Origin of the sequence: Marinitoga aeolica (genome assembly GCF_029910535.1) — a bacterium.
Taxonomy (GTDB): Bacteria; Thermotogota; Thermotogae; order Petrotogales; family Petrotogaceae; genus Marinitoga; species Marinitoga aeolica.
In genome coordinates, this window is sequence record NZ_CP069362.1 from 2,265,567 (window position 1) to 2,287,776 (window position 22,210).

Annotated in this window: 20 protein-coding genes; 5 read left to right on the plus strand and 15 right to left on the minus strand. The window is 27.3% G+C overall.

All coding sequences use genetic code 11. The features are described from left to right. Position 1 precedes the first annotated feature (1 nt). Positions 2–991, minus strand: coding sequence for an ABC transporter permease (locus tag JRV97_RS10735; RefSeq protein WP_280998738.1), 990 nt, complete (start codon positions 989–991; stop codon positions 2–4). Positions 992–1,056: 65 nt separating this feature from the next. Then, on the minus strand, positions 1,057–2,742 hold the full coding sequence (locus tag JRV97_RS10740) for an ABC transporter substrate-binding protein (protein WP_280998741.1): 1,686 nt from the start codon (positions 2,740–2,742) through the stop codon (positions 1,057–1,059). A 242-nt stretch (positions 2,743–2,984) separates the two neighbouring features. Here JRV97_RS10740 and JRV97_RS10745 point away from each other — a divergent pair, with 242 nt between their 5' ends. From JRV97_RS10745 to JRV97_RS10755, 3 genes are read left to right on the plus strand one after another with little or no spacing between them, the layout of a single operon-like run. Beyond that, the gene (locus tag JRV97_RS10745) at positions 2,985–3,623 is read left to right on the plus strand and encodes a TetR/AcrR family transcriptional regulator (RefSeq protein WP_280998743.1); all 639 of its coding nucleotides are present in this window, start codon (positions 2,985–2,987) and stop codon (positions 3,621–3,623) included. Positions 3,624–3,681: 58 nt separating this feature from the next. Then, positions 3,682–4,731, plus strand: coding sequence for an NAD(P)H-dependent flavin oxidoreductase (locus JRV97_RS10750; protein WP_407081598.1), 1,050 nt, complete (start codon positions 3,682–3,684; stop codon positions 4,729–4,731). Between the two features lie 13 nt (positions 4,732–4,744). Further along, on the plus strand, positions 4,745–4,981 hold the full coding sequence (locus JRV97_RS10755) for an acyl carrier protein (RefSeq protein ID WP_280998749.1): 237 nt from the start codon (positions 4,745–4,747) through the stop codon (positions 4,979–4,981). Positions 4,982–5,041: 60 nt separating this feature from the next. Here JRV97_RS10755 and ligA read toward each other — a convergent pair whose 3' ends face one another. The 13 genes from ligA to JRV97_RS10820 form a co-directional block, all read right to left on the minus strand. Next, a complete protein-coding gene (gene ligA / locus JRV97_RS10760) occupies positions 5,042–7,042 on the minus strand; it encodes an NAD-dependent DNA ligase LigA (RefSeq protein WP_280998750.1) in 2,001 nt (666 codons plus the stop codon). Positions 7,043–7,059: 17 nt separating this feature from the next. Beyond that, positions 7,060–7,413 carry a holo-ACP synthase gene (gene acpS / locus JRV97_RS10765; RefSeq protein WP_280998752.1) on the minus strand — a complete coding sequence of 118 codons (354 nt, stop codon included), beginning with the start codon at positions 7,411–7,413 and terminating at the stop codon, positions 7,060–7,062. Beyond that, positions 7,410–9,479 carry a cell division protein FtsA gene (locus JRV97_RS10770; RefSeq protein WP_280998754.1) on the minus strand — a complete coding sequence of 690 codons (2,070 nt, stop codon included), beginning with the start codon at positions 9,477–9,479 and terminating at the stop codon, positions 7,410–7,412. Before JRV97_RS10770 ends, acpS begins: the two co-directional genes overlap by 4 nt. Before the next feature lie 50 nt (positions 9,480–9,529). Beyond that, positions 9,530–11,845 carry an endonuclease MutS2 gene (locus tag JRV97_RS10775; protein WP_280998756.1) on the minus strand — a complete coding sequence of 772 codons (2,316 nt, stop codon included), beginning with the start codon at positions 11,843–11,845 and terminating at the stop codon, positions 9,530–9,532. 3 nt (positions 11,846–11,848) lie between these two features. Beyond that, positions 11,849–12,412 (minus strand): hypothetical protein, encoded by a 564-nt coding sequence (locus tag JRV97_RS10780; RefSeq protein WP_280998758.1) that lies wholly within the window; start codon positions 12,410–12,412, stop codon positions 11,849–11,851. 19 nt (positions 12,413–12,431) lie between these two features. Next, positions 12,432–14,267 carry a 1-deoxy-D-xylulose-5-phosphate synthase gene (dxs, locus tag JRV97_RS10785; RefSeq protein WP_280998760.1) on the minus strand — a complete coding sequence of 612 codons (1,836 nt, stop codon included), beginning with the start codon at positions 14,265–14,267 and terminating at the stop codon, positions 12,432–12,434. A 10-nt stretch (positions 14,268–14,277) separates the two neighbouring features. After that, positions 14,278–14,706, minus strand: coding sequence for a transcription antitermination factor NusB (gene nusB, locus JRV97_RS10790; protein ID WP_280998762.1), 429 nt, complete (start codon positions 14,704–14,706; stop codon positions 14,278–14,280). Continuing rightward, positions 14,703–15,152: an Asp23/Gls24 family envelope stress response protein gene (locus JRV97_RS10795; RefSeq protein WP_280998764.1), complete on the minus strand. Its 450-nt coding sequence runs from the start codon at positions 15,150–15,152 to the stop codon at positions 14,703–14,705. The genes nusB and JRV97_RS10795 overlap by 4 nt, the downstream gene beginning before the upstream one ends. A 13-nt stretch (positions 15,153–15,165) precedes the next feature. Beyond that, positions 15,166–15,723 carry an elongation factor P gene (gene efp, locus JRV97_RS10800; RefSeq protein ID WP_280998766.1) on the minus strand — a complete coding sequence of 186 codons (558 nt, stop codon included), beginning with the start codon at positions 15,721–15,723 and terminating at the stop codon, positions 15,166–15,168. Between the two features lie 24 nt (positions 15,724–15,747). After that, positions 15,748–16,833, minus strand: coding sequence for a M24 family metallopeptidase (locus JRV97_RS10805; RefSeq protein ID WP_280998768.1), 1,086 nt, complete (start codon positions 16,831–16,833; stop codon positions 15,748–15,750). 47 nt (positions 16,834–16,880) lie between these two features. Beyond that, the gene (gene mutS, locus JRV97_RS10810) at positions 16,881–19,298 is read right to left on the minus strand and encodes a DNA mismatch repair protein MutS (protein WP_280998770.1); all 2,418 of its coding nucleotides are present in this window, start codon (positions 19,296–19,298) and stop codon (positions 16,881–16,883) included. 113 nt (positions 19,299–19,411) lie between these two features. Further along, positions 19,412–20,008 (minus strand): ATP-dependent Clp endopeptidase proteolytic subunit ClpP, encoded by a 597-nt coding sequence (clpP, locus tag JRV97_RS10815; protein WP_320415407.1) that lies wholly within the window; start codon positions 20,006–20,008, stop codon positions 19,412–19,414. Further along, on the minus strand, positions 20,005–20,250 hold the full coding sequence (locus JRV97_RS10820; protein WP_129407880.1) for a DUF370 domain-containing protein: 246 nt from the start codon (positions 20,248–20,250) through the stop codon (positions 20,005–20,007). The genes clpP and JRV97_RS10820 overlap by 4 nt, the downstream gene beginning before the upstream one ends. A 65-nt stretch (positions 20,251–20,315) precedes the next feature. On the opposite strand from JRV97_RS10820, the gene obgE reads away from it, so the two are divergent. Continuing rightward, on the plus strand, positions 20,316–21,644 hold the full coding sequence (gene obgE, locus JRV97_RS10825; RefSeq protein WP_280998774.1) for a GTPase ObgE: 1,329 nt from the start codon (positions 20,316–20,318) through the stop codon (positions 21,642–21,644). 5 nt (positions 21,645–21,649) lie between these two features. Then, positions 21,650–22,210 carry a nicotinate (nicotinamide) nucleotide adenylyltransferase gene (gene nadD / locus JRV97_RS10830; protein ID WP_280998776.1) on the plus strand — a complete coding sequence of 187 codons (561 nt, stop codon included), beginning with the start codon at positions 21,650–21,652 and terminating at the stop codon, positions 22,208–22,210.

The window sequence follows — 22,210 nt, forward strand, 5'->3', positions numbered from 1 at the left end:
TTTAAACCTCCTCGACATACGAGTATCTTATTCGTGGATCTATAAATACATATATTACATCAACTATAAAATTACCAGCTAAAACCATTATTACAATAACTAAAAAAATTCCCTGAATCAAAAAATAATCTTGATTTTGTATTGCTTGCAATAATAAGAACCCTAAACCTGGATATGAAAAAACACTTTGTGTTGTTAAAGATCCTAATATTATAGTTCCTAACTGTAATGCTAAACCTGTTACTTGTGGCAAAATCGCATTTCTAAAAGCATATCTTCTAATTAATTTATCTGATGCACCTAATGCTTCCATATATTTTGAATAATTTGAACCCATTTCATATATAATCATATTTCTCATACCTATAGCCCAACCGCCCATCATTACCAAAAACAATGATAAAAATGGCAAAGCTAAATGGTATAAAAAATCTAAAATAAATTCCAATGTAAATGATGGTGTCATCGTATAACTATATGCTCCAGATAATGGAAATATGGGTATCATAAATCCTAAAAACCAAGCCATTAACATAGCCATCCAAAAATATGGAGAAGAAGTTAAGAAAAAGAAAAATGGTATAATCGAATTATCTGTTTTTTTATTTATTGCAGCTAAAGCTCCTAATTTATTTCCGGCAAACCAACTTAATATTATTGCTGGAACTAATAAGACTATATCATATAAGATAGAGCCTTTTATAATATCCACTACACTTTTTGGATATAAAAATACACTAACTCCTAGATCTCCTTTAAATAAAGAAATCCAAAAATTAACATATTGTTTCCATAATGGTTGATCTAATCCAAATGCTTTAGTGAAATATGTATTTAATTTTTCTGTAGCCTCTGGAAGGCCTGAAAATCTTGATAATAATAATGAAACAGGATTTCCCGGCATAAAGCGAGGAATAGCCCAATCAATAGAAACTGCAACAAAAAATGTTATTATATATATTAATATTTTTTTTCTTAGATATTTTCCCATTATAATCCTCCTGTTTATTTATATGCCCCAACCCTTTCGAGTTGGAGCGATTTATTATTCAAATATTATTTTGCAGGTTTTAAATTTAATAACATTATGTTTCCGCCAACTTGCCATCTTCCTCCCCACAATGATGGCCATGCTACTGGATTCTCTTCACTTGGATAATTTGTCCAATACTTTTCACTTGCTTGGAACCACATTCCGTTATACCAAAGAGGAATAACAGGCATTTCTTCTAAGAATATTTTTTCAATTTTTAATGCAATCTCTTTACCTTTCTCTTCATCTCTTGTTTTATTAAATTCATTTACTAGATCAAATAATTCTTGATTAACATATCTTCCCCAATTTCCACCATATTCTTTTTCATTGTTAACTTGATTTGATTCAAATAACCAGTTAAAATATGTCCAAGGTGTTGATGAAACATTACTATTGAAATTATTAATTAACATATCAAAAGTTGCAGAATTCATATCTTCCATGTATTTTCCATAATCAGGGAATTTTGGTTCAGCTTTAATTCCGATTTTTTCAAAATCAGCTGAGATATTTTTAATAGATTCCATCCAGTCTGTCCAACCAAAAGGAACAATTATAGTTAAATCTATTTTTTTACCATCAGGTGTTTCTCTAAAACCATCATTATCAATGTCTTTATATCCTGCTTCATCTAAAATTTTATTTGCCATTGCTGGACTATATGTAAATCCGTATTCTTCAACTATTTTTTCATCATAATATTTCATCCATGATTCAATAGGCAAGAATCCTAATGGATTAGCTTTTTCAACTTGGAATTCAAAAACTCTTCTAATTATAGGTGCAACATTTATTGAATAAGCTAATGCTTTTCTGAATTTAGGATCATCCATTGGTTTTTTTCTTGTATTTAAGAATAATAATGCAGTATTATCTGATAACATATATGGTGCATTTTTAAACCAAGTTTTTATTCCGTATATGTTTTTAACTGATGGAATTCCAGGTAAGAAGAAGTTACTTACATCTAATTCGCCTTTCATTAACATTCCTAATGCAACATTATTTGAGAATATTTTTAATTCAACTAAATATTTTGGAGCAGGAAGACCAAAAATATCTTTTCCCCACCAATTATCATTTCTTTTGAAAATCATTCTATCATCTGTTTTGTCATATGCTAAATACATACCAGAACCTATAGGATTTTCATTAGCTAAGGTAACAACATCGTCTATAGGATAATTTTCCCAAATGTGTTTAGGGATTATGGAAATTTGGTATAATTGATAATTCCATTCATGATATCTTGGATCTGAAAATTCAAAAACCAGTTCTGTATCACTTAGTTTTTTTATGTTTGTCATCCAGTTCCAAATAGAAGAATATGTAATGCCTGTATTCATCTTAGCTATTTCAAAAGTGTAAATAACATCATCAGCATTTAATACTTCGCCATCTGTCCATCTTAAATTATTTCTTAACTTTAAATAATAGTGATTATCATCTTGCCAATAACCTTTTTCAGCTAACCACGGAATAAATTCATTTGTTAATGGATCATATGCAAATAATGTTTCATAAATCCCACCAACTGTACCAGGAACAGCTGCCCAAGGAGTTAACGGATTCCAGTTAGAAGGAGCACTCCATAATCCACCACCAAAAAAGAATGTTTCATCTCGTTTCAATGTTTCAGAAAAAGAAGTTACAGCTAATACAATTAATACAAATACTATAAAATAGCTTTTCCAAAATGATTTCATAATTAACCCTCCCTATATATATTTTAACAATTTCATTCTAGCATGAAAATTGTTTCTTTATAAATTTTCAATTTGTTTCATAATATGTTTCAGAAAGAAATATTCTCAATTAATAATAAAAATCTTTAATTTAATTAAATATTAAGAATAATGAAAAAAAAAACTCTTCTTTTTATATATTGACAAATAAAAAGAAAAATGTTATAATCGTAAAAAATGACCAATGGTCAAAAGGGGTTTTTATGGCAAGGCATAATTATGATGAAGAAAAAATAAAAGAAAAGAAAAAACTAATAATGGAAGCTGCAAAAAAAATTTTTTATGAGAAAGGTTATGAAAATACTTCTATGAATGAGATTGCCAGAAAATTAAAGATGGCAAAAGGTACGTTATACCTATATTTTTCAAGTAAAAAGGATTTATTTTTTTCTTTGGTATATGAAGGATTAAAAATATTGGAAAACATGATCAAAAACGATATTAAATCAGCTAAAAGTGGATTGGATAAGATTTTGAATATGGGAAGAGCTTATATTAAATTTTATAGAGAATATCCAGATTATTATAGTTTTGTTATAAAATATGAGTCTGAAAAAGCTGATCTGGATACAAATGAACCATTGGTTATAAATTCATATGAAAAAAGTGAAGAAATTTATGATATTTTAAAATTACTAATTTTAAAAGGGATAGATGATGGTTCAATAAGAGAAGATATTGATATTAATAAAATTTCTATGTTGTTATGGTTACAAACTATAGGTGTTGTACAGCAATTTGAATTGAGAAAAAAGTTATATGAAAATTGGGATGAGAAATTTCCTGCTTCTGAAATTTTAGATTACTATATTCATTTTATGAAAAAGAGTTTGAAGAAATAACTTTTTTATTTTTCTAATAAACTGACCAATGGTCATTTAATAAAGTGAGGTGAGTTTTATTTTAAAAAAATTAAAAATAGGAGATATTGAAACAAAATACCCTATTGTCCAAGGTGGAATGGCTGTTGGAATTTCATTAGATGGCTTATCTTCCGCGGTAGCAAATGCTGGTGGAATAGGAGTTATTGGTACAGCTGGAATAGGTTTTTTCTCTAATATAAAAAATTATAAAAAGGCTAATATAGAAAGTCTAAAGAATTATATTAGAAAAGCTAAAGAAAAAACTAAAGGTATTATAGGTGTAAATATTATGGTAGCTTTAACTGATTATGCTGAAATGGTAAAAACAGCTATTGATGAAGGTATAGATATTATATTTTCAGGTGCAGGCCTCCCTTTATCTTTACCATCTTTTTTGAAAAAAGATAGTAAAACAAAGTTAGTACCTATAGTTTCATCTTTAAAGGCAGCTCAAATTATAGTAAAAAGATGGATGTCTAAATTCAATTATCTTCCTGATGCTTTTGTATTAGAAGGTCCTTTAGCTGGTGGTCATTTAGGATATAAAAAAGATGAATTATTTTCAGAAAATAATAAATTAGAAAACAATATTCCTATATTAAAAGAATATTTATTGAATGTAGAAAAAAATTATGGAAAAAAAATACCTCTTATAGCTGGAGGAGGATTATATTCAAAAGAAGATGTAGAAAAAGTCTTAGCATTAGGAGCTGACGCTGTTCAAATGGGGACACGATTTATTGCGACAGAAGAATGTGATGCTGATATAAAATTCAAAGAAGCAATTATTAATGCTAAAGATGAAAATATTACAATAATAAAAAGTCCTGTTGGATTACCTGGAAGAGCATTGAAAAATTCATTTATTGAATCAGTAGAAAAAGGCGAAAAGAAACCATATGAATGTAGATATCATTGTATAAAAACATGTAATTTTAGAACAGCTCCATATTGTATTGCAAAAGCATTGTATAATGCAGCAATAGGGAATATTGAAGAAGGATTTGTTTTTACTGGTGGTGCAGTTTCGAAAATTAATAAAATTCAAAAAGTTGAGGATATTATTAAAGAATTATTTGAAAGTTAAGGAGGAGATAAAAATGGATAAAAAAGAGTTATTTGAAAAAGTAAAAGGAATTATGACTGAAAGTTTAAGTATTGAAGAAGAGAAAATTACAGAAAATGCAAGTTTAACAGATGATTTAGAATTAGATTCATTAGAGTTAGTTGATCTAACTATGGATTTTGAAAATGAATTAGGAATTTCTATTGATGATTCAGAATTAGAAAAAATAAAAACAGTTGGAGATATTGTAGAAATATTAGCAAGTAAATAACCTTCACCAACCCTCTTTTTGGAATTAAAACAGGGAGAATATTCCATATTCTCCCTGTTTTTACATAATATTATATTTATTAAAAAATTCTTCTTCAGTCATTATCGGTATGCCAAATTTTTTAGCTTTTTCAAGTTTGCTACCTGCATTTTTTCCAACAACTAATAGGTCTAATTTTTTAGTAACGGTATCTTTGAAAACCCCTCCATTTTTTTCAATTAATTCCTTTAATTTGCTCCTAGGCATTCTTTCTAATTCTCCAGTAGCACATATAGATACTCCATTAAATATTCCTTCAGAAGTTATTTCTTCATTTTCTAATTTTACACCAGCTTTTTTTAATTCATCTATAATTTCTCTAACTCTATCATTTCTAAAAAAGTCATATATTTGTTGAGCTATATCATCGCCTATACCTTCAATTGAAATTAATTCATCATATTCAGCAGTTATTAAATTATCTATAGATTTAAATTTTTTAGCAAGGTCTTTTGCTATTTTTTTTCCAACATTTGGTATTCCTAAACCATATAATACCTTATCAAGACCTCTTTGTTTTGAATCTTCTATTTGTTGAAGTATTTTGCTAATCATTTTAGGTCCAACTCCATAACCTAACGTTGCTAATTTAAAATGATCTAATTTATATAAATCTGATACTTTTTCTACTAATTTTGCCTCAACAATTCTGTTTATAAGTTTAGGACCAAGACCTTGAATATTCATCGCATCCCTTGAAACCCATACTTCTAAATTTCTTTTAAGTTTTGCTTTACACAATGGATTTAAACACCTTATAGCAACTTCAGATGGATTTAATTTTCCAACTTCTCCACCACAAACAGGACATTTTTCTGGTTCTTTAACTGGTATTTCATTGCCATTTCTTTTTTCTATAATAACATTAACAATTTGAGGTATTATTCCACCAGCTTTTTCTATTTTAACATAATCATTAATCCTAATATCTCTTTCTTTAATATATTCAAAATTATGTAAACTTGCTCTTTGAACTGTAGTTCCTTCTAAGAATACAGGTTCAAAAATTGCTACTGGGGTTATAATTCCCGTGCTCCCAACTTGAAAAACAATATCTTTTACTTTAGTTATTGCCTGTTCTGCAGGGAATTTGAAAGCTATAGCCCATCTTGGAGATCGCGCTGTACTACCTAAAATTGCTTGTTCTTCAAAAGAATTAACTTTTATTACTGTACCATCAATATCATAATCTAAATCCTTTTTATTTTCTGTCCAATATTTCCAATATTCTATTACTTCATCAATATTTTTCGCAAGTTTTGAATGTTCATTGGTTTTAAATCCTAAGTCTTTTAAATATATTAAAGCTTCATATTGAGTTTTTAAATTATAATTTTCTGGATTTAAAATATAATATATAAAAGAATCAAGATGTCTTTTTGCAACTTCTGATGTGTCAAGAGATTTTATCGTTCCAGCAGTAGCATTTCTTGGATTAGCAAAAACTGCTAATCCTTCTTCTTCTCTTTGTTCATTTATTCTTAGAAATTCTTTTTTAGGCATGAAAATTTCTCCACGCACTTCAATATCGATTTCCTCTTTTAATTTCAATGGAATGCTGCGAATTGTTTTAACATTCTCCGTAACATCATCACCAGTTATTCCATTTCCTCTTGTAATAGCTTGGGATAATATTCCTTTTTCATATCTTAAAGAAATAGATATACCATCAATTTTTAATTCACAACTATAATCAACATTTTCTTTATTTAATAGTTTTTTAACTCTCTCATGAAACTCAAGAATATCTTGTTCATTATAGGTATTATCCAAACTTAACATAGGAACTGTATGTTGTACAGTTTTAAATTCAGAAATAATATAACCACCAACTCTATAACTTGGTGAATCAGGTGTTTTTAATTCTGGATATTTTTTTTCTAATTTTATAAATTTATTAAATAGTTTATCATAATCAGTATCTGAAATTAGGGGATTATTTAAAACGTAATAATGGTAATTATATTTTTCAATTAAATTTTTTAATTCATTGTATTCTTTTTTAATATTTTCCGGTATCATATAAACCTCCATTTATTTTAATTATCTTCGATTATAACTATTGATGTAGCATAATTTCTTTCATGAGAAATAGAAAGATGTATTTTATAATTCCCAAATTTTTCCTTTAAATAAATTATAGTTTCTTCATCAAAATAAGGTTTTCCTTTTTCATCATTCAATATAGTTATTTCTTTATAAGGAATGAAGGTCCCAAAAGCTTTTATTAAAGACTCTTTTACAGAAAATCTTCCTGCAATAAATTCTTTTTTTCTATTTTCTCCAGAAAAATTTTTAAATAATTCCAATTCTTTTTTACTTAAAACTTTTTTTTCTATACCTAATGTAATTCTATTTATTTCAATAATATCAATGCCAATTCCTTTTATCATTCAAATTCCATCCTTATAATATCTCCATTGTTTATTTTTTCATTAAAACTAAAAATTTCTTTTTCGTTTATAAATATTCGATATTTTGTGAAATTTGAAATATCAAAATCAATATGTAAGAATAAGTCTAATAATTTAATTTCTTTTTCTATTTTTTCGACCTTCAAATTCATATTATTATAAACTTTACTATTAATATCTATTCTATTATTATTTTTATCCTTTATAATAATTTCCTCAACAGGTAATTCTATATTATTTCCATTTAGTGTTACAGTTATATATTTTTCCGGTTTTATATCTACAAAATCCTTAATAGCTGGTAATTCCAAAATTTTAGAATTTAAATTATCATTATCATATAATTCATCGAAATCACCTAATATTACACCATTCCTTAAAATAATTTTCCCAGCTGGAATTTCATAGGGTACATTATTAATAATAAATTTTACAATAGAAGATTCCAAGGTTATATCTTTAACATATGGATTCTTAGTTTCTATTTTATCACCATCATTCAATTCTTCTTCAATGCTGGCATCTTTTCCATTTTTTAATATTCTAGGATATATTTCATATTTTTGACCATCAATAAATATTTTATATGGTTTTATCACATCTTTTAAAAATGCTTTTTTTGTTTTTCCATCCTCAGGTTTTCCCACTTCAATAATATCTCCTGGTTTTATAGGAGTTTTTAAATCTGATAATAAACCATTTATTTTAATTGGAGCCTCTTTTCCTTTTTCACCAGGGATAAATTTTAATTCACCGTTTAATTCATAAGATATTGCAGGCGCAGGTTTCCCAACAAGATCATTTATTGTAAACCCTGCTTGTAATAGAACCTGTATTACAGAAATATTTCCGCCCACAAGCATCATATTTATAGGTTTATTATTGACCATTACTCTGGCAAAAACATTTCCTTCATTTTTATGAGCAACATATGCTATTCCAACAGGTGTAATAAATTCACTACCTTCAAAATTTACATTATTTTCGAATTTAACATAATCTATATTTTTAATATTTTTCAAGGTGATTCTATTTCTTGATAAATTCAATTTTAAGGATAACTTATCTATAAATTCTGGAACTTTTCCGCCACCACCAACTACCATAACAGCAATAGGAGGCTTCCCATTTAATTCAAGAATTTTTTCTGAAATTTTGCTTGTGATTTCTTCTATTACGGGTTCAATAATTTGCATAATTTCTTCTTTCGTTATTTCATGTTCAAAATCCAATATATCTTTGTATTTAATAATTTCATTATCATCAGAATTTAATGTTCTTTTTATTAGTTCAGCAGTTTTAAAATCAACTAATAACTCCTTTGAAATAGCTTCGGATATTTCATCACCTGCCATTGGCACCATACCATAGCCAATTATAGTTCCATCTTTTGATATAGCAATATCACTTGTTCCTGCTCCAACATCAACCATTGCAATATTCAATGTTCTCAAATCTTCAGGAACGATTAAATTCATTGCAGCAATAGGTTCAAGGGTTATATGAACAGGTTCTAGGTTATTCAGTTCTAATACAGCAAGCATTGCATCAACAACATTTTTAGGTAAAAAAGCTGCAATTACCTTAACTTTAGCTATGTTACCTTTTTGACCTTCTAATTTTTTTATCCATTCACCATCTAATTCATAATATAATACAGAATAGCCAACGCAATAGAAATTTTTTTCTATATCAAGGTTTTCTACAGCATTCTTTACTGCTTCTAGTTCAAGACTTTTCATTGTATTATAATCAATATGTTTAAATTCAGATATATCTTTTTCATATTCACCTACGGCTGTTACTAGAAATCTTCCAGCCAATGCGACTGCAACATTTTTTATCTCATTATTGTTTTTCTTTAATTCATTAATTACTTTCTCTACCCCTTTTGAAACTTTTGTGACATCATGAATTTGGCCATCTAACATAGCTCTATTTTCATGTTCTTTAATAGCAACATCTTTTATTATTATTTCTGAATCATTAACCATATCAGATATTATACCCACGATAAATCTTGTTCCTATATCGAGCGCAAACATAATACACCTCCAACGAGGAATTAAAATAAATTAAAAATTCAAATATTTTCCTATTTAAGTTCTATAAATGTAACACCTGTTCCCCCTTCATTATCATTACCCAATCTAAACGTTTTTACTCTTTTATTTTTTCTTAAATAATTCCAGATTCCTAAAGCTAGCTTTCCAGTTCCTTTACCATGAATAATATATCCACCATTTAGGTTTGAAGCTAATAAATCAGATATGAATTTTTCTACTTCAGGCAAAGCCTCTTCTACAGTTTGACCACGTATATCTATTTCATTTTTAACATTTTTTATAATATGAATTTTGTTGTTTACATTAGTTTCTTTTTTTATTTCATCTTTTTTAAAATCTATCTCATCTATTGAAACACTTAATTCGAAAGGTTTATCAATAAAACTTACAAGGATTTTTTCTCCTTTTTTCTTTATAACTTTTGCTTTTTCTCCAGATATATTTACAATATCTCCCACTTTAATATTTTTAACTTGATTTTCCTTTTTTTGAATCTTTAAATTATCTATTTCCTTTTTTTTAGTTTCAACTAATTTGCTTAGATGTCTTATATTAGTTATGTCCTTTTCTTTTTTTAAAATATTTATATAGTGATCTATTTCTTTTTTTAAATTTTTTAAATACTCTTTATATTGTTTTACTTCTTTATCGATTTTTTCTATTTCCTTTTTTTTCAACAATTCCAGTTTTTTCTCTAAATCATTTTTTAAAGATATTACTTCTTTATGCTTTAATTTATGTTCTTCCTTTTCTTTTTCAAGCTCCTCATAAATTTGCGTTAAATTTTCTAAAATTTTTTCATCGAAAACCTGTTCTTTGCTAAGAAAATTATTGGCTTTTAATAATACATCTTCTGGTAATCCTAGCTTTTCTGCAATATCTATGGCGTGAGAAGCACCAGGAACACCTACTAATAATCTATAAGTTGGGGATAAAGTTTCTTTATCAAATCCCATAGATGCAGATAATAGATTTTCATTTTCTATAGAGAATATTTTTACAGCAGATAAATGGGAAGTAACAAAAAAAGTTGAATTTAATTCAATTAACTTTTCAATAATAGCTAGTGCTAATGCGGAGCCTTCAATGGGATCTGTTCCAGTCCCCAATTCGTCTATCAATATCAAAGACATATTATCAGCATTGTCAAGAATAAACTTCACATTTTTCAAATGAGCAGAAAAAGTACTTAATGTTTGTTCAATGCTTTGTTCATCACCTATATCTGTGAAAACATTTTTAAAATATGGTATTTTTGCATTATATGCTGGTACTGGAAAAACAGAATGAGCAAATACAATGCTGAGACCAACAGATTTTAATACTACGGTTTTTCCACCTGTGTTTGGTCCTGTAATTATCATACCCAATTTTTTGGGAGATAATTTTAGATTAACAGGAATAACCTTTTCTTTTTCTATTAATGGATGCCGAATACCATCCAAATAGATAGTATGTTCAATTTTATTTGGTAATGAAAATACATAATTATTTTTTTTGGCATATCTTATTTTTGTATTTAATCCATCAATATACTCAATAATTTTTATCGTTTTATTTATATTGTACAAATTTTTATTGGTTTCTAAAAATATCTTTCCTAAAATTCTTGAAATTTCCGCTTTTTCTGAGGCAATTAAATCAGATAATTCGGAATTTAATTTACCAACTTCATATGGTTCTATATATGCGGAAACTCCTGTATCTGAATAAGCTATAATAGAACCATTTATCTTATTTTTATGTTCCGATCTTATAACAATGCAATATCTATTGTTTTTTAATGTAGGTCGTTCTAAAACTACATATTTACGATACTTTGATATAATATGTTTTAATGAGTTATATAAATTTTTTTTTGTTATTTCAATTTTTCTTCTTAATTGCCTTAAATTATCACTTGCAGTATCTTTTACATTACCATCATCATCGATAGATTTTTCTACTAATTTTACATAATTCATAGTATCAGGAATAGAAAAAATTATTTTTTCTAAATTGTTGTACCCTTTTAAGAATGATTTATTTTCTTTTATTATATTTAATGATTGAGATAAAAAGTTTGAAATTTTTTTGTATTCTATAGGAGTTAAATATATATTATTTTCAATTTTTTCAATTTCAGAATATATAGCAGGAATACCTCTTAAATCAAATTCACCATATTTTATAATAAAATTATTAAACTCTTCAATAATTTCATATTCATTTTTTAACACTTCATAATCTTTTATATATTTGAAGTTTTTTATAATAAAATTTTTTCCGTATTCAGAAGATGAGAAACTTGATATAATTTCTAATATTTTATTTATTTCAAGGTCTTTATAGGTTTTTAAATTCATTAATTAAAAAAGCACCTCCACTCCCAATGACATTGGTAAATAATTTATTGTTACCATTTTATTATCTGTTGTAAAATATCTGGATTCATACCCCCCGAGGAGAAAAATATTAAGAGATGAAATTTTATAGGATAATCCGATATTTATGTTTATTGAAGTAGATAATGATTGGAACTGATCTTCAGTATGAATTCCTCCCAATGCCATGACGTTAAATTTTGTGTTAAATAAAAATTCAGTGTTATATAAAGTAGCTATTCCTAACTCATATCCGGTATTTTCAATTATTGAATTCAAGTCTTTTAATTGAGTTTTATTCAGATTATCGTAAATAGTATATCCAAAATATGGTCCAAAAAGCATTTCAGGAGAGTCTTCAGCTGGATACATTATTGCAACCTTAAATGAATAATAATCAAACTTTTTAAATGTATCATCCCAATTTGAAATATCTAATGATGTAGAAGAAGAAGTAAATCCATATGTGCCTAAAGTTAATAAATTAAAAGAAAATCCCCATGACATTATCAATGCAATAAAAGCTAACACAGCAACATTTTTTTTCATTTTATTCTCCCCTTTCATCTTACTTTATTTTTTCAGTGGAATATAATAGTTTCTTTATTTCATCCGGTTTTACAACAAACTCATTTAAAAGTTCTTTTCTTGTTCCCTGTGGAACAAACTCATCTTTAATACCAAAAGTATGTAAGGAACATTTAATTTTCTTTTTTAATATATATGATTTAATCTCTTCATTAAAACCACCCTTTAGACTATTTTCTTCTATTGTTATTACATTAATATTATCTTTAAGATATAATTGCAATATATGTTCATCAATATTTTTAATATTTCTAACACCTATTATTGTGGCATCGAGTTCTTCCCAAAGCTTTTTATATTCTTCCACTAATTGTCCAACAACAAAAATAATATTTTTATCATTTCCTCGTTTTATAATTTTCCATGAGTAATCTACAATCTTTAAATTAGCAATTATTTCATCAACATTTAAATATTCTCCACCACGTGGAAATCTAATAAAGGTTGGTTTATTCAGATCTTTTTCAAAGGATGTAAAAATCATATTTGCTAAATCTTGAGCATTCAAAGGTGTAAGTATTTCGATATTTGGGATTAAACGTAAATAAGAAATATCAAAAACTCCATGATGAGTAGGTCCGTCTTCTCCAACTATTCCTGCTCTATCTAAAAGAAATAAAACAGGGATTTTTTGTAATGCAATATCATGTATAATAGAATCAAAGGCTCTTTGCATGAAAGTAGAATAAATATCAACCACAGTAAATAGTCCGGCTAATCTAGTTGCTCCAGCTGCAGTTACAATAGAAGGTTCTGTAATGCCAAAATCAATTACTTTTTCCGGGTATTTCTCTTTTAATATATTTAATCCCGTACCTTCTTCCATTGCAGCAGTATATGCAATAAAATTGTGTTTACTAGCAATATTTTTTAATGTATATCCAACAACCTTAGAGTAAGATGTGCTGGTTGTCTTTTTGTTATTCACTCCATGAAATTTTGTTGGATTTTTTTCAGCAAAATCTAAACCTTTCCCTTTAATTGTTTTTAAATGTAATATACATGGTCCATCTTTATAATTTTTTATAAATTCCAGGTATTTTTCTAATTCTTTGATATTGTGTCCATCAACAGGTCCATAGTATTTAATTCCCATATCCTCAAATACACCTAATGCATTATTGTAAACTGTATGTTTAATTCCATCTTTAACTTTCTTTAGAGCATTTTCTATATCCTGTCCAACGTCAGTGCTTTCCAGAGAAACTTTTATTTTTTCTTTAAGGCTAAAATAATCTGTGGAAATTCTTATTTTATTCAACATTTTCGCTAATGCACCAACATTAGGAGATATTGACATTTCATTATTTAATAAAATAATTTTTATTTTAGAATTTATTGACTTTAATTGATTTAATGATTCTAAAATCATACCACTTGTCATAGCCCCATCGCCAAATATAGCTATAACATTTTTATTTATATTTTGACTTCTAAATCCAAGTTCATAGCCTAAAGCTGCTGCAACAGAAGTTCCAGCATGACCAGCACCAAAATAATCATATTTACTCTCATTAATATTAGTAAAACCACTAATACCATGTCTTTGTCTCAGAGTAGAAAAAGAATGCCATCTACCTGTCAATAATTTATGTATATAGGCTTGGTGACTTGTATCCCAGATTATAATATCTTTTTCAGGATCAAAAACTCTATACAAAGCTAATGTTAATTCAACGGTTCCTAAATTTGAAGATAAATGACCAGTATTTTTCTTTACCGTTTCATAAATATATTTTCTTATTCGATTTGCAAATCTATCTAATTGTTCATAATTCATTTTTCGGATCGCATAATACAAAGGTTTTTCTTTCATCAGATCACCCCTATAATCTTTTAAATTCCTCTTTAGCTAGTCTATCTAATATTCCATTTATAAATTTTGCACTTTTCTTATTTGCATATTTTTTGGCTAACTCAACCGCTTCATCCAATATTACTTTTGGCGGTATGTCGTTTCTGTTTTTTAATTCAAAAATAGCTAATCTTAAAATAGATTTTTCAATATTTGCTACTCTATCAAATTCCCAATTTAATAAATAATTTTTTATTAAATTGTCATAATCATCTTTATTATTAAAAATATCTTCTATATATATTTCTGCTTCCTCAATAAGGCTTTGAGGGACCTTTTTATTTTCTAAAAGGTCCCTCAATAAACTTAATATTTCTTCATATGTTACATTATTATTGAAATCCAATTGGAATATAGATTCTAGAACAACTTCTCTAATTTTTCTTCTTTTTGAAATCAATTTTCAACACTCCCATTATCTTCATCATAAAATTCGTCTTCTTTTTTCTCTTCTACATCTGTATTTTTTTCCTCAATTTCAGGTATTTTTTCTAATTCTTCAATGTTTTCTTCTGCTTGAGATACAATTAATCCATCTAAAACTATATCTATATTTCTTACAGGTACTTCTGTCATTTTTTCAACTTCGGATTTTAAAAATTCCTGTAAATCTTTTGCGAATTGTATTATACTTGTGCCGTATTTTGCCTTTGTTTTAATATAAACAGAAATGGTTTCATCATCATTTTCAACTATCTTTATCATTTTAGCGATATCTTTATCGTTTAATTCAAATTCAGGTACATTTTCTTTAAAAAATAATTGATAAGATTTCATGGCCAATTCTTTTAAAGCACTATCGCTAAAAGAGAGTTCTCCAAATTGATTATTTTCATTAATGGCCATATTTCCCCTCCTTTCAGGCTCTTTCAATATACTCCCCTGTTCTTGTGTCAATTTTTACTTTTTGCCCTACTTCAACAAAGAATGGTACAGTTGTTTTTAACCCTGTTTCTAAAATTGCAGGTTTTCCACCACCTGAAGCAGTATCTCCCTTGAAATTGGGTTCTGTTTCAGTGACTTCTAAAACAACAACCGTAGGTAAAACAATTCCAACTGGTTTTTCTTCATAAAAGGTTAATGTAACTTCTAGATTATCAATTAAGAAATCTTTAGCATCTGAAACATCATCTTCAGATAATAAATATTGTTCATAAGTACTTAGATCCATAAATACATAATTATCTCCATCGTGATATAAATATTCAGCAGGTCTATAATCTAAAGCTGCTTCTTCAACCTTTTCGCCTGAATTGAAATTTTTATCAATAACATAACCAGTTTTTATATTTTTTAATTTTGTTTTAATAATACCACTACCTCTACCTGTAAAATGTTTCTGCATTCCTAATACTCTATATAATTCACCATCTACCACAATAATCATACCTTTTTTTAAATCTCCAACTACCACCATTTTCTACTCCTCCTATATCTAGAATTATAAAATAATTAAATTTTTATCAAATGATGTTAAAACTTCACACCCATCTTCTGTAATTAATATATCATCTTCTATTCTAACTCCCAATTCACCAGGTAAATAAATTCCAGGTTCTATTGTAATTATATCACCAGGCTTTGAAATTATATCAGAAGCCTTTGAAACTCTTGGCGATTCATGTACTTCTAAGCCAACACCATGTCCTAAACTATGATTAAAAAACTCTCCATAGCCATTTTCTGAAATTATGTCTCTTGCAACTTTATCCAGATCAGAATATCTCATTCCAGGTTTTGCTGATTTAATAGCTGCTGTTTGTGCTTTTAATACTAAATTATATATTTCTTTTTGTTTTTCACTGATTTTACCTACAGCAATTGTTCTGGTAATATCAGAATTATATCCATTTGCATATGCTCCAAAATCGATAACAACTAGTTCTCCGTTTTCAATCTTTTTATTAGAAGCTATACCATGTGGTAATGCCCCACGAAAACCAGAAGCGACTATTGTTTCAAACGCATAATTATCTGCACCAAATAATTTCATATTATATTCTAATTTAGCAGCAAATTCCTTTTCTGTCATCCCAACAATAAATGTATCAAGTGTTTCCTGTAAAGCTTTTTCAGCAATTATTGCAGCTTCTTTAATAAATTTAACTTCATCTTCTGACTTTGTTCTTCGCATTTCAATAACTAAATCTTCCGCAGGTATAAATTCATAATTTTCGAAAGTTTTCAATACTTTTAAATAAATGTTTGAAGATACCGTGTTTGATTCAAAACCTATTTTTGAACCTTCTGGTAAATTATTTAATAAATTTTTTAATTCTTCAGATAATTTATTTTTGAAAATAATAGGTTTTACTCCAGTTTGTTTTTGAGCTTGTTCGATATATCTTCCGTCTGTCATAAATTTAACATCATTTTGTGTAATACATATAATAGAAAATGACCCAGTAAATCCTGTTAAATAATAAGAAGAAGGTTTTGATGAATTTTCGATGTTAATTATTAAATAAGCATTTAAATTTTTTGATTCCATTTTTTCTCTTAATTTATTAATTCTATTTTTGAACACAATATATCCCCCTTATCTTAAAATATATATGATATTATATCATAGATTTAAAAAAGTTTTAATTGATTTTTGTTCTTGTTAAACTTCCTTTGCTTAATTTTCTTCATGCTTTTTAACTTATTTTCAAATTCTGTTTTATTAGATATTTCTTCCATGACTTCCTTAGCTCTTACAACAACTTCATTTGGAATTCCTGCGAGTTTTGCAACCTCAATTCCATAACTTTTATCACTAATTCCATCTTCAATTTTATGTAGAAATATTATACCAGATTCAGTTTCTAAAACTTTTACTCTTTTATTAATAATTCCCTCATAAAAATCATTTAACATTGTTAATTCCATATAATGTGTTGCAAATATAGTATATGATTTTAAAATTTGATAAATATATTCAGATGTAGCCCATGCAACACTGATTCCATCGATTGTTCCTGTCCCTCTTCCAACTTCATCTAGAAGGATTAAACTATCCTCGTTGGCATTATTTAATATAGTAGATACTTCAGCCATCTCAACAAGGAAGGTAGACTTTCCACTAACAACATCATCTTTAGCGCCAATTCGAGTAAAAATATTTTTTAATATAGGTAATTTTGCATATTCAGCTGGGACATAAGAACCAATTTGAGCCATTATAGAAATAATACCAATTTGTCTTAAGTATGTGGATTTTCCACTCATATTAGGTCCGGTTAAAATTACAAACCTTTTATTTCTATCAAGTTTTATATTATTAGGTGTAAATAAATCAGTAAATTGCTCCACCACAGGATGGCGACCATTTATAATAATGAAATTATCATTATCAAATTCCGGCTTTACATAATTATTTTTTATTGAAGCCTCTGCAAAGCCCCTTAAAATATCTATTTTTGAGATATTAGAAGACAAAATCTTAAGTTCTTTTACGTATTTTTGTAATTTTAAAATTAAGTTATTAAAAAGTTTTTTTTCTAATTCATCGATCTTTTTTTCTGCAATAGAATATTTTTCCTCTAAATTTCTTAATTCTTCAGTTATAAAACGCTCAGAATTTACAAGTGTTTGTTTTCGAATATAGTGTGGCGGAACTTTATCTATATTAGCTTTTGTAACTTCTATATAAAAACCATATATTTTATTTCTGGCTACTTTTAAATTGTTAATACCGGTTCTTTGTTTTTCATTTGATTCTATTTCTTTTAAAAATTCAGAAGAATTTTCAAAAATTTTTTTATATTGATCTAATTCATTATTGTATCCTTTTTTGATAACTTTTCCACTTCCAACTTGATTTGATGGCTCATCTGCAATAGCATTATTAAGTAATTGTTTTAATTCATGTAATTCGTTTAATAAATCAAGACCCAAAATATTTAATAATTCATTTATATATGGCAATACATCTAAAGTATTTTTTAATGCTGTTAAATCTCTTGGAGTAGCTCTTAAAAGAGATATTCTTGAAGATATTCTTTCTATGTCTCGAATAGAACTTAGATATTCTTTTAATTCTTCCATAATTAATGGATCATTTCTAAATATTTCTACAAGTTCTAATCTTTTTTCAATATCTTCCTTTTTTATTAATGGTTTAGAAATCCATTGTTGTAATGTTCTTGCCCCCATTGATGTTTTGGTAAACTTTAAAATATCATATAAAGTTTTTCCTTTATTTTCTTTATTTGGAAGTAACCCCAAATTTAATATAGTAGTAGAATCTAAAATCATATTGTTTGAACTTTTAAAATGTTTTGGGAAAGAAAAATGGGTTATTTTTTGTTTTTGTGTAATTTCTAAATATTTAAAAACAGCTCCTAATGCTAATAATTCATTGTTGCTTAAATTTAATACGTCGATATTTAAAATTTCATAACTTTCCTTTAAAATATCTTCAAAATTATTGTTAAAATACCATTCATCTAATTCTTCAACATATAAAGCTGGATATATATTTTTTATTTTATTTTTTAATGTTTTTAAGTTACTAGACAATAATATCTGAACGAAAGAATAAGAAGATATAAAATCTAAAATTTCATTTTCTGAAAGATTAAAAGAATCTACATATAACTCTCCGGTACTAAAATCAAATATTACAAACACATAATTATTATTATCAATTAAATAAATTAATAATGAATATCTATTATTTTCATCTATCATATTTTCCTCAACAATTGTCCCTGGAGTAAGTATTTTTGTAACCTCTCTTTTAACAATTCCCTTTGCAGTTGAAGGATCTTCCACTTGATCACAAATAGCAACCTTAAACCCCTGTTCTAAAAGTTTTTTCAAATAGTTATCTAGTGCATGATGAGGAATTCCAGCCATAGGATGTCCATTTCTTTGAGTTAAAGTAATTTGAAGTGCTTCACTTGTAATTTTTGCATCTTCAAAAAAAGTTTCATAAAAATCACCTAGTCTAAATAATAAAATACAGTCTTTATATTCATTTTTTATTTCTAAATATTGTCTTATCATTGGAGTTAAATTACTGATGCTATCACCTTCCCATTACATCAGGGTGCTTTCGCACCCTGATAATGAAAATTATATTAGAATAAATATACATCAGGGCGCTAAGCGCCCTGCAATTATTTTATTTCTTTTCTACTTTTAATTACTTTATCAATTAATCCATATTCAAGAGCTTCTTCAGCTGACATGAAATAGTCTCTATCTGTATCTTTCTCAATGGTTTTTAATTCTTGTCCTGTATGATCGCTTAATATCTTATTTAACATTTTTTTGATTCTTAATAATTCCTGAACTTGAATTTCCACATCTTTTGCAGTACCTTGGGCGCCACCCCAGGGTTGATGAATCATTATTCTTGAATTAGGCAAAGCAAATCTCTTTCCTTTAGCACCTGCAGCTAATAAGACGGCGCCCATTGAAGCAGCTTGACCTATACATATTGTTGCAACATCAGGTTTTATATATTGCATTGTATCATACATTGCTAAACCAGCTGTGACAGAGCCTCCGGGACTATTTATATATAAATAAATATCTTTTTCAGGATCTTGAGCCTCTAAAAAAAGTAATTGCGCAACAACTAAATTGGATATATAATCATTAACTTCTGAACCTAAAAAAATAATTCTGTCTTTTAATAATCTGGAATATATATCATATGCTCTTTCGTATCTACCTGTTGATTCAACAACTACTGGAATAGGCATGCTCATTGTTCATTCACCTTCCTTATTTTTTCAAATATTTTTTCTACTGGGAGAGCCAATAAAAACATATGGCCACTATCTGTAAAAATTATTGATCTTACACTTTTGCCATAGGTTAAATCAACCAAACTGGTTGTATTTTGATGTTCTTTTTTTAGCCTCTTATAATGTGCAAATTTTTCTGGTATAATAGAATGTATTCTTTCCGCAATTAAGAAAGAGTTTTTTGTTACATTTATGATAGCCATATTTTCACCTCCATAGATTATATTATACACCGAAAATATTAAAAAATCAAAACGGAGGCGATAAAATGAGTGAAAATATATTTATTGATGAAGCGATTATTACTGTATTCGGAGGGAAAGGCGGAGATGGTGTAGTAAGTTTTAGGCGTGAAAAATTCGTTCCTAAAGGTGGACCAGATGGTGGAGATGGTGGAGATGGTGGAAATGTTATAATTGTATCTTCTATTGAAAAGAATACACTAACTGATTTTAGATACAAAAAAAAGTTTAGAGCAGAAAATGGTAAAAATGGTCAGGGGAAAAAAATGCATGGCAAAAATGGTGAAAATTTAATAATTAAAGTTCCAGTGGGAACGTTAGTTTATGATTATGAAACAAATGAGTTAATTGCAGATTTGAAATATCCAAATCAATATGTTGTAGTTGCAAGAGGTGGAAAAGGTGGAAGAGGTAATATACATTTTGTAAATTCAAAAGTTCAAGCACCAACAATTGCTGAAAAAGGTGTTGAAGGTGAAACAAGAATTTTAAAACTAGAGTTAAAAGTATTAGCAGATGTTGGGATTATAGGTTTCCCAAACGTAGGGAAGTCTACTCTAATATCTGTAATATCTAATGCAAAACCTAAAATTGCAAATTATCATTTTACAACATTAATACCAAATTTAGGTGTTGTTAATATGGGGGATGGGAATTCATTTGTAGTTGCAGATATTCCTGGTTTAGTTCCTGGAGCTCATGAGGGCGTAGGTCTTGGAGATAGGTTTTTAAAACATGTTGAAAGATGCTATTGTTTAGTTCATATAGTAGATATTTCAGAGAGCGAAGGTAGAAAAGCGGAAGATGATTATTATGTAATTAGAGAGGAATTAGAAAAATTTTCTCCGGAATTAGCTAAAAAATTAGAAATAATTGCAGCGAATAAAGCAGACTTATTAGATGAAGAGGAATTAAATAAGAGAATATTGAATTTAGAAAAAAAGTTAAATAAAAAAATAATTCCTATTTCCGCTGCTACTAAAATGAATATAAATAAGTTACTCAATGAAGTATGGGAGAATATTAGAAATATGAGAATAGATAGACAAAAAGAAATATTAATGTCTCTGAAAAATGCACCTGAAAAAATTAAATTGAATGTTAAACCTGTTGATATAGAAGTACCTAAAAAAGTTAGATTTGAAATTATAAAATGGGATGAAGGAATTTATGAAATAACGGGCAGAGATGTTGAAATTTTATTAAAAAAATATCCAATCGATCAAAAAGATGCAAGAATTAAGATTTTAGAAATTCTTGAAAAAAGTGGGTTAGAAAAAACATTAAAAAATCTTGGGGTAAAAGAAGGAGATACGGTTTATTTGGGAAACTTCGCATTTGAATATATGGAGTGATTATAATGATAGTATTGTATGGAGGATCTTTTAATCCACCTCATATTGGGCATAGGATAATAGCAGAATATGCATATGATTATTTAAAACCTAATAAATTTTTAATAATTCCAGCAGTGATTCCACCTCATAAATTAGAAGAAAAAAATATTGCAAATTTTGAATTACGAAAAAAATGGTGTGAAATTACTTTTCCAAAAGAGAGATTTACAGTTTCTGATATAGAGAATGATTTACCTAAACCATCATATACTTATCAAACAGTATTGAAATTAAAAGAACTATATAATGATGATATATATCTATTAATAGGAGAAGATTCTTTGATTAATTTTCATACATGGTATAAATGGGAACAATTAATAGATGAAGTAACGTTAGTTGTCTATAAAAGATATTCAGAAAGATTAAAATTTGAAAATTATAATTTACCACATATATTTTTGGATTCCCCTTTAATTGAAATTTCATCTACGGACATTAGAAATAGAGTAAAAAAAGGATTAAGTATATATGGAATGGTTTCAGATGATATAGTCGAAGAAATAAAAAATACCTATAGGTAA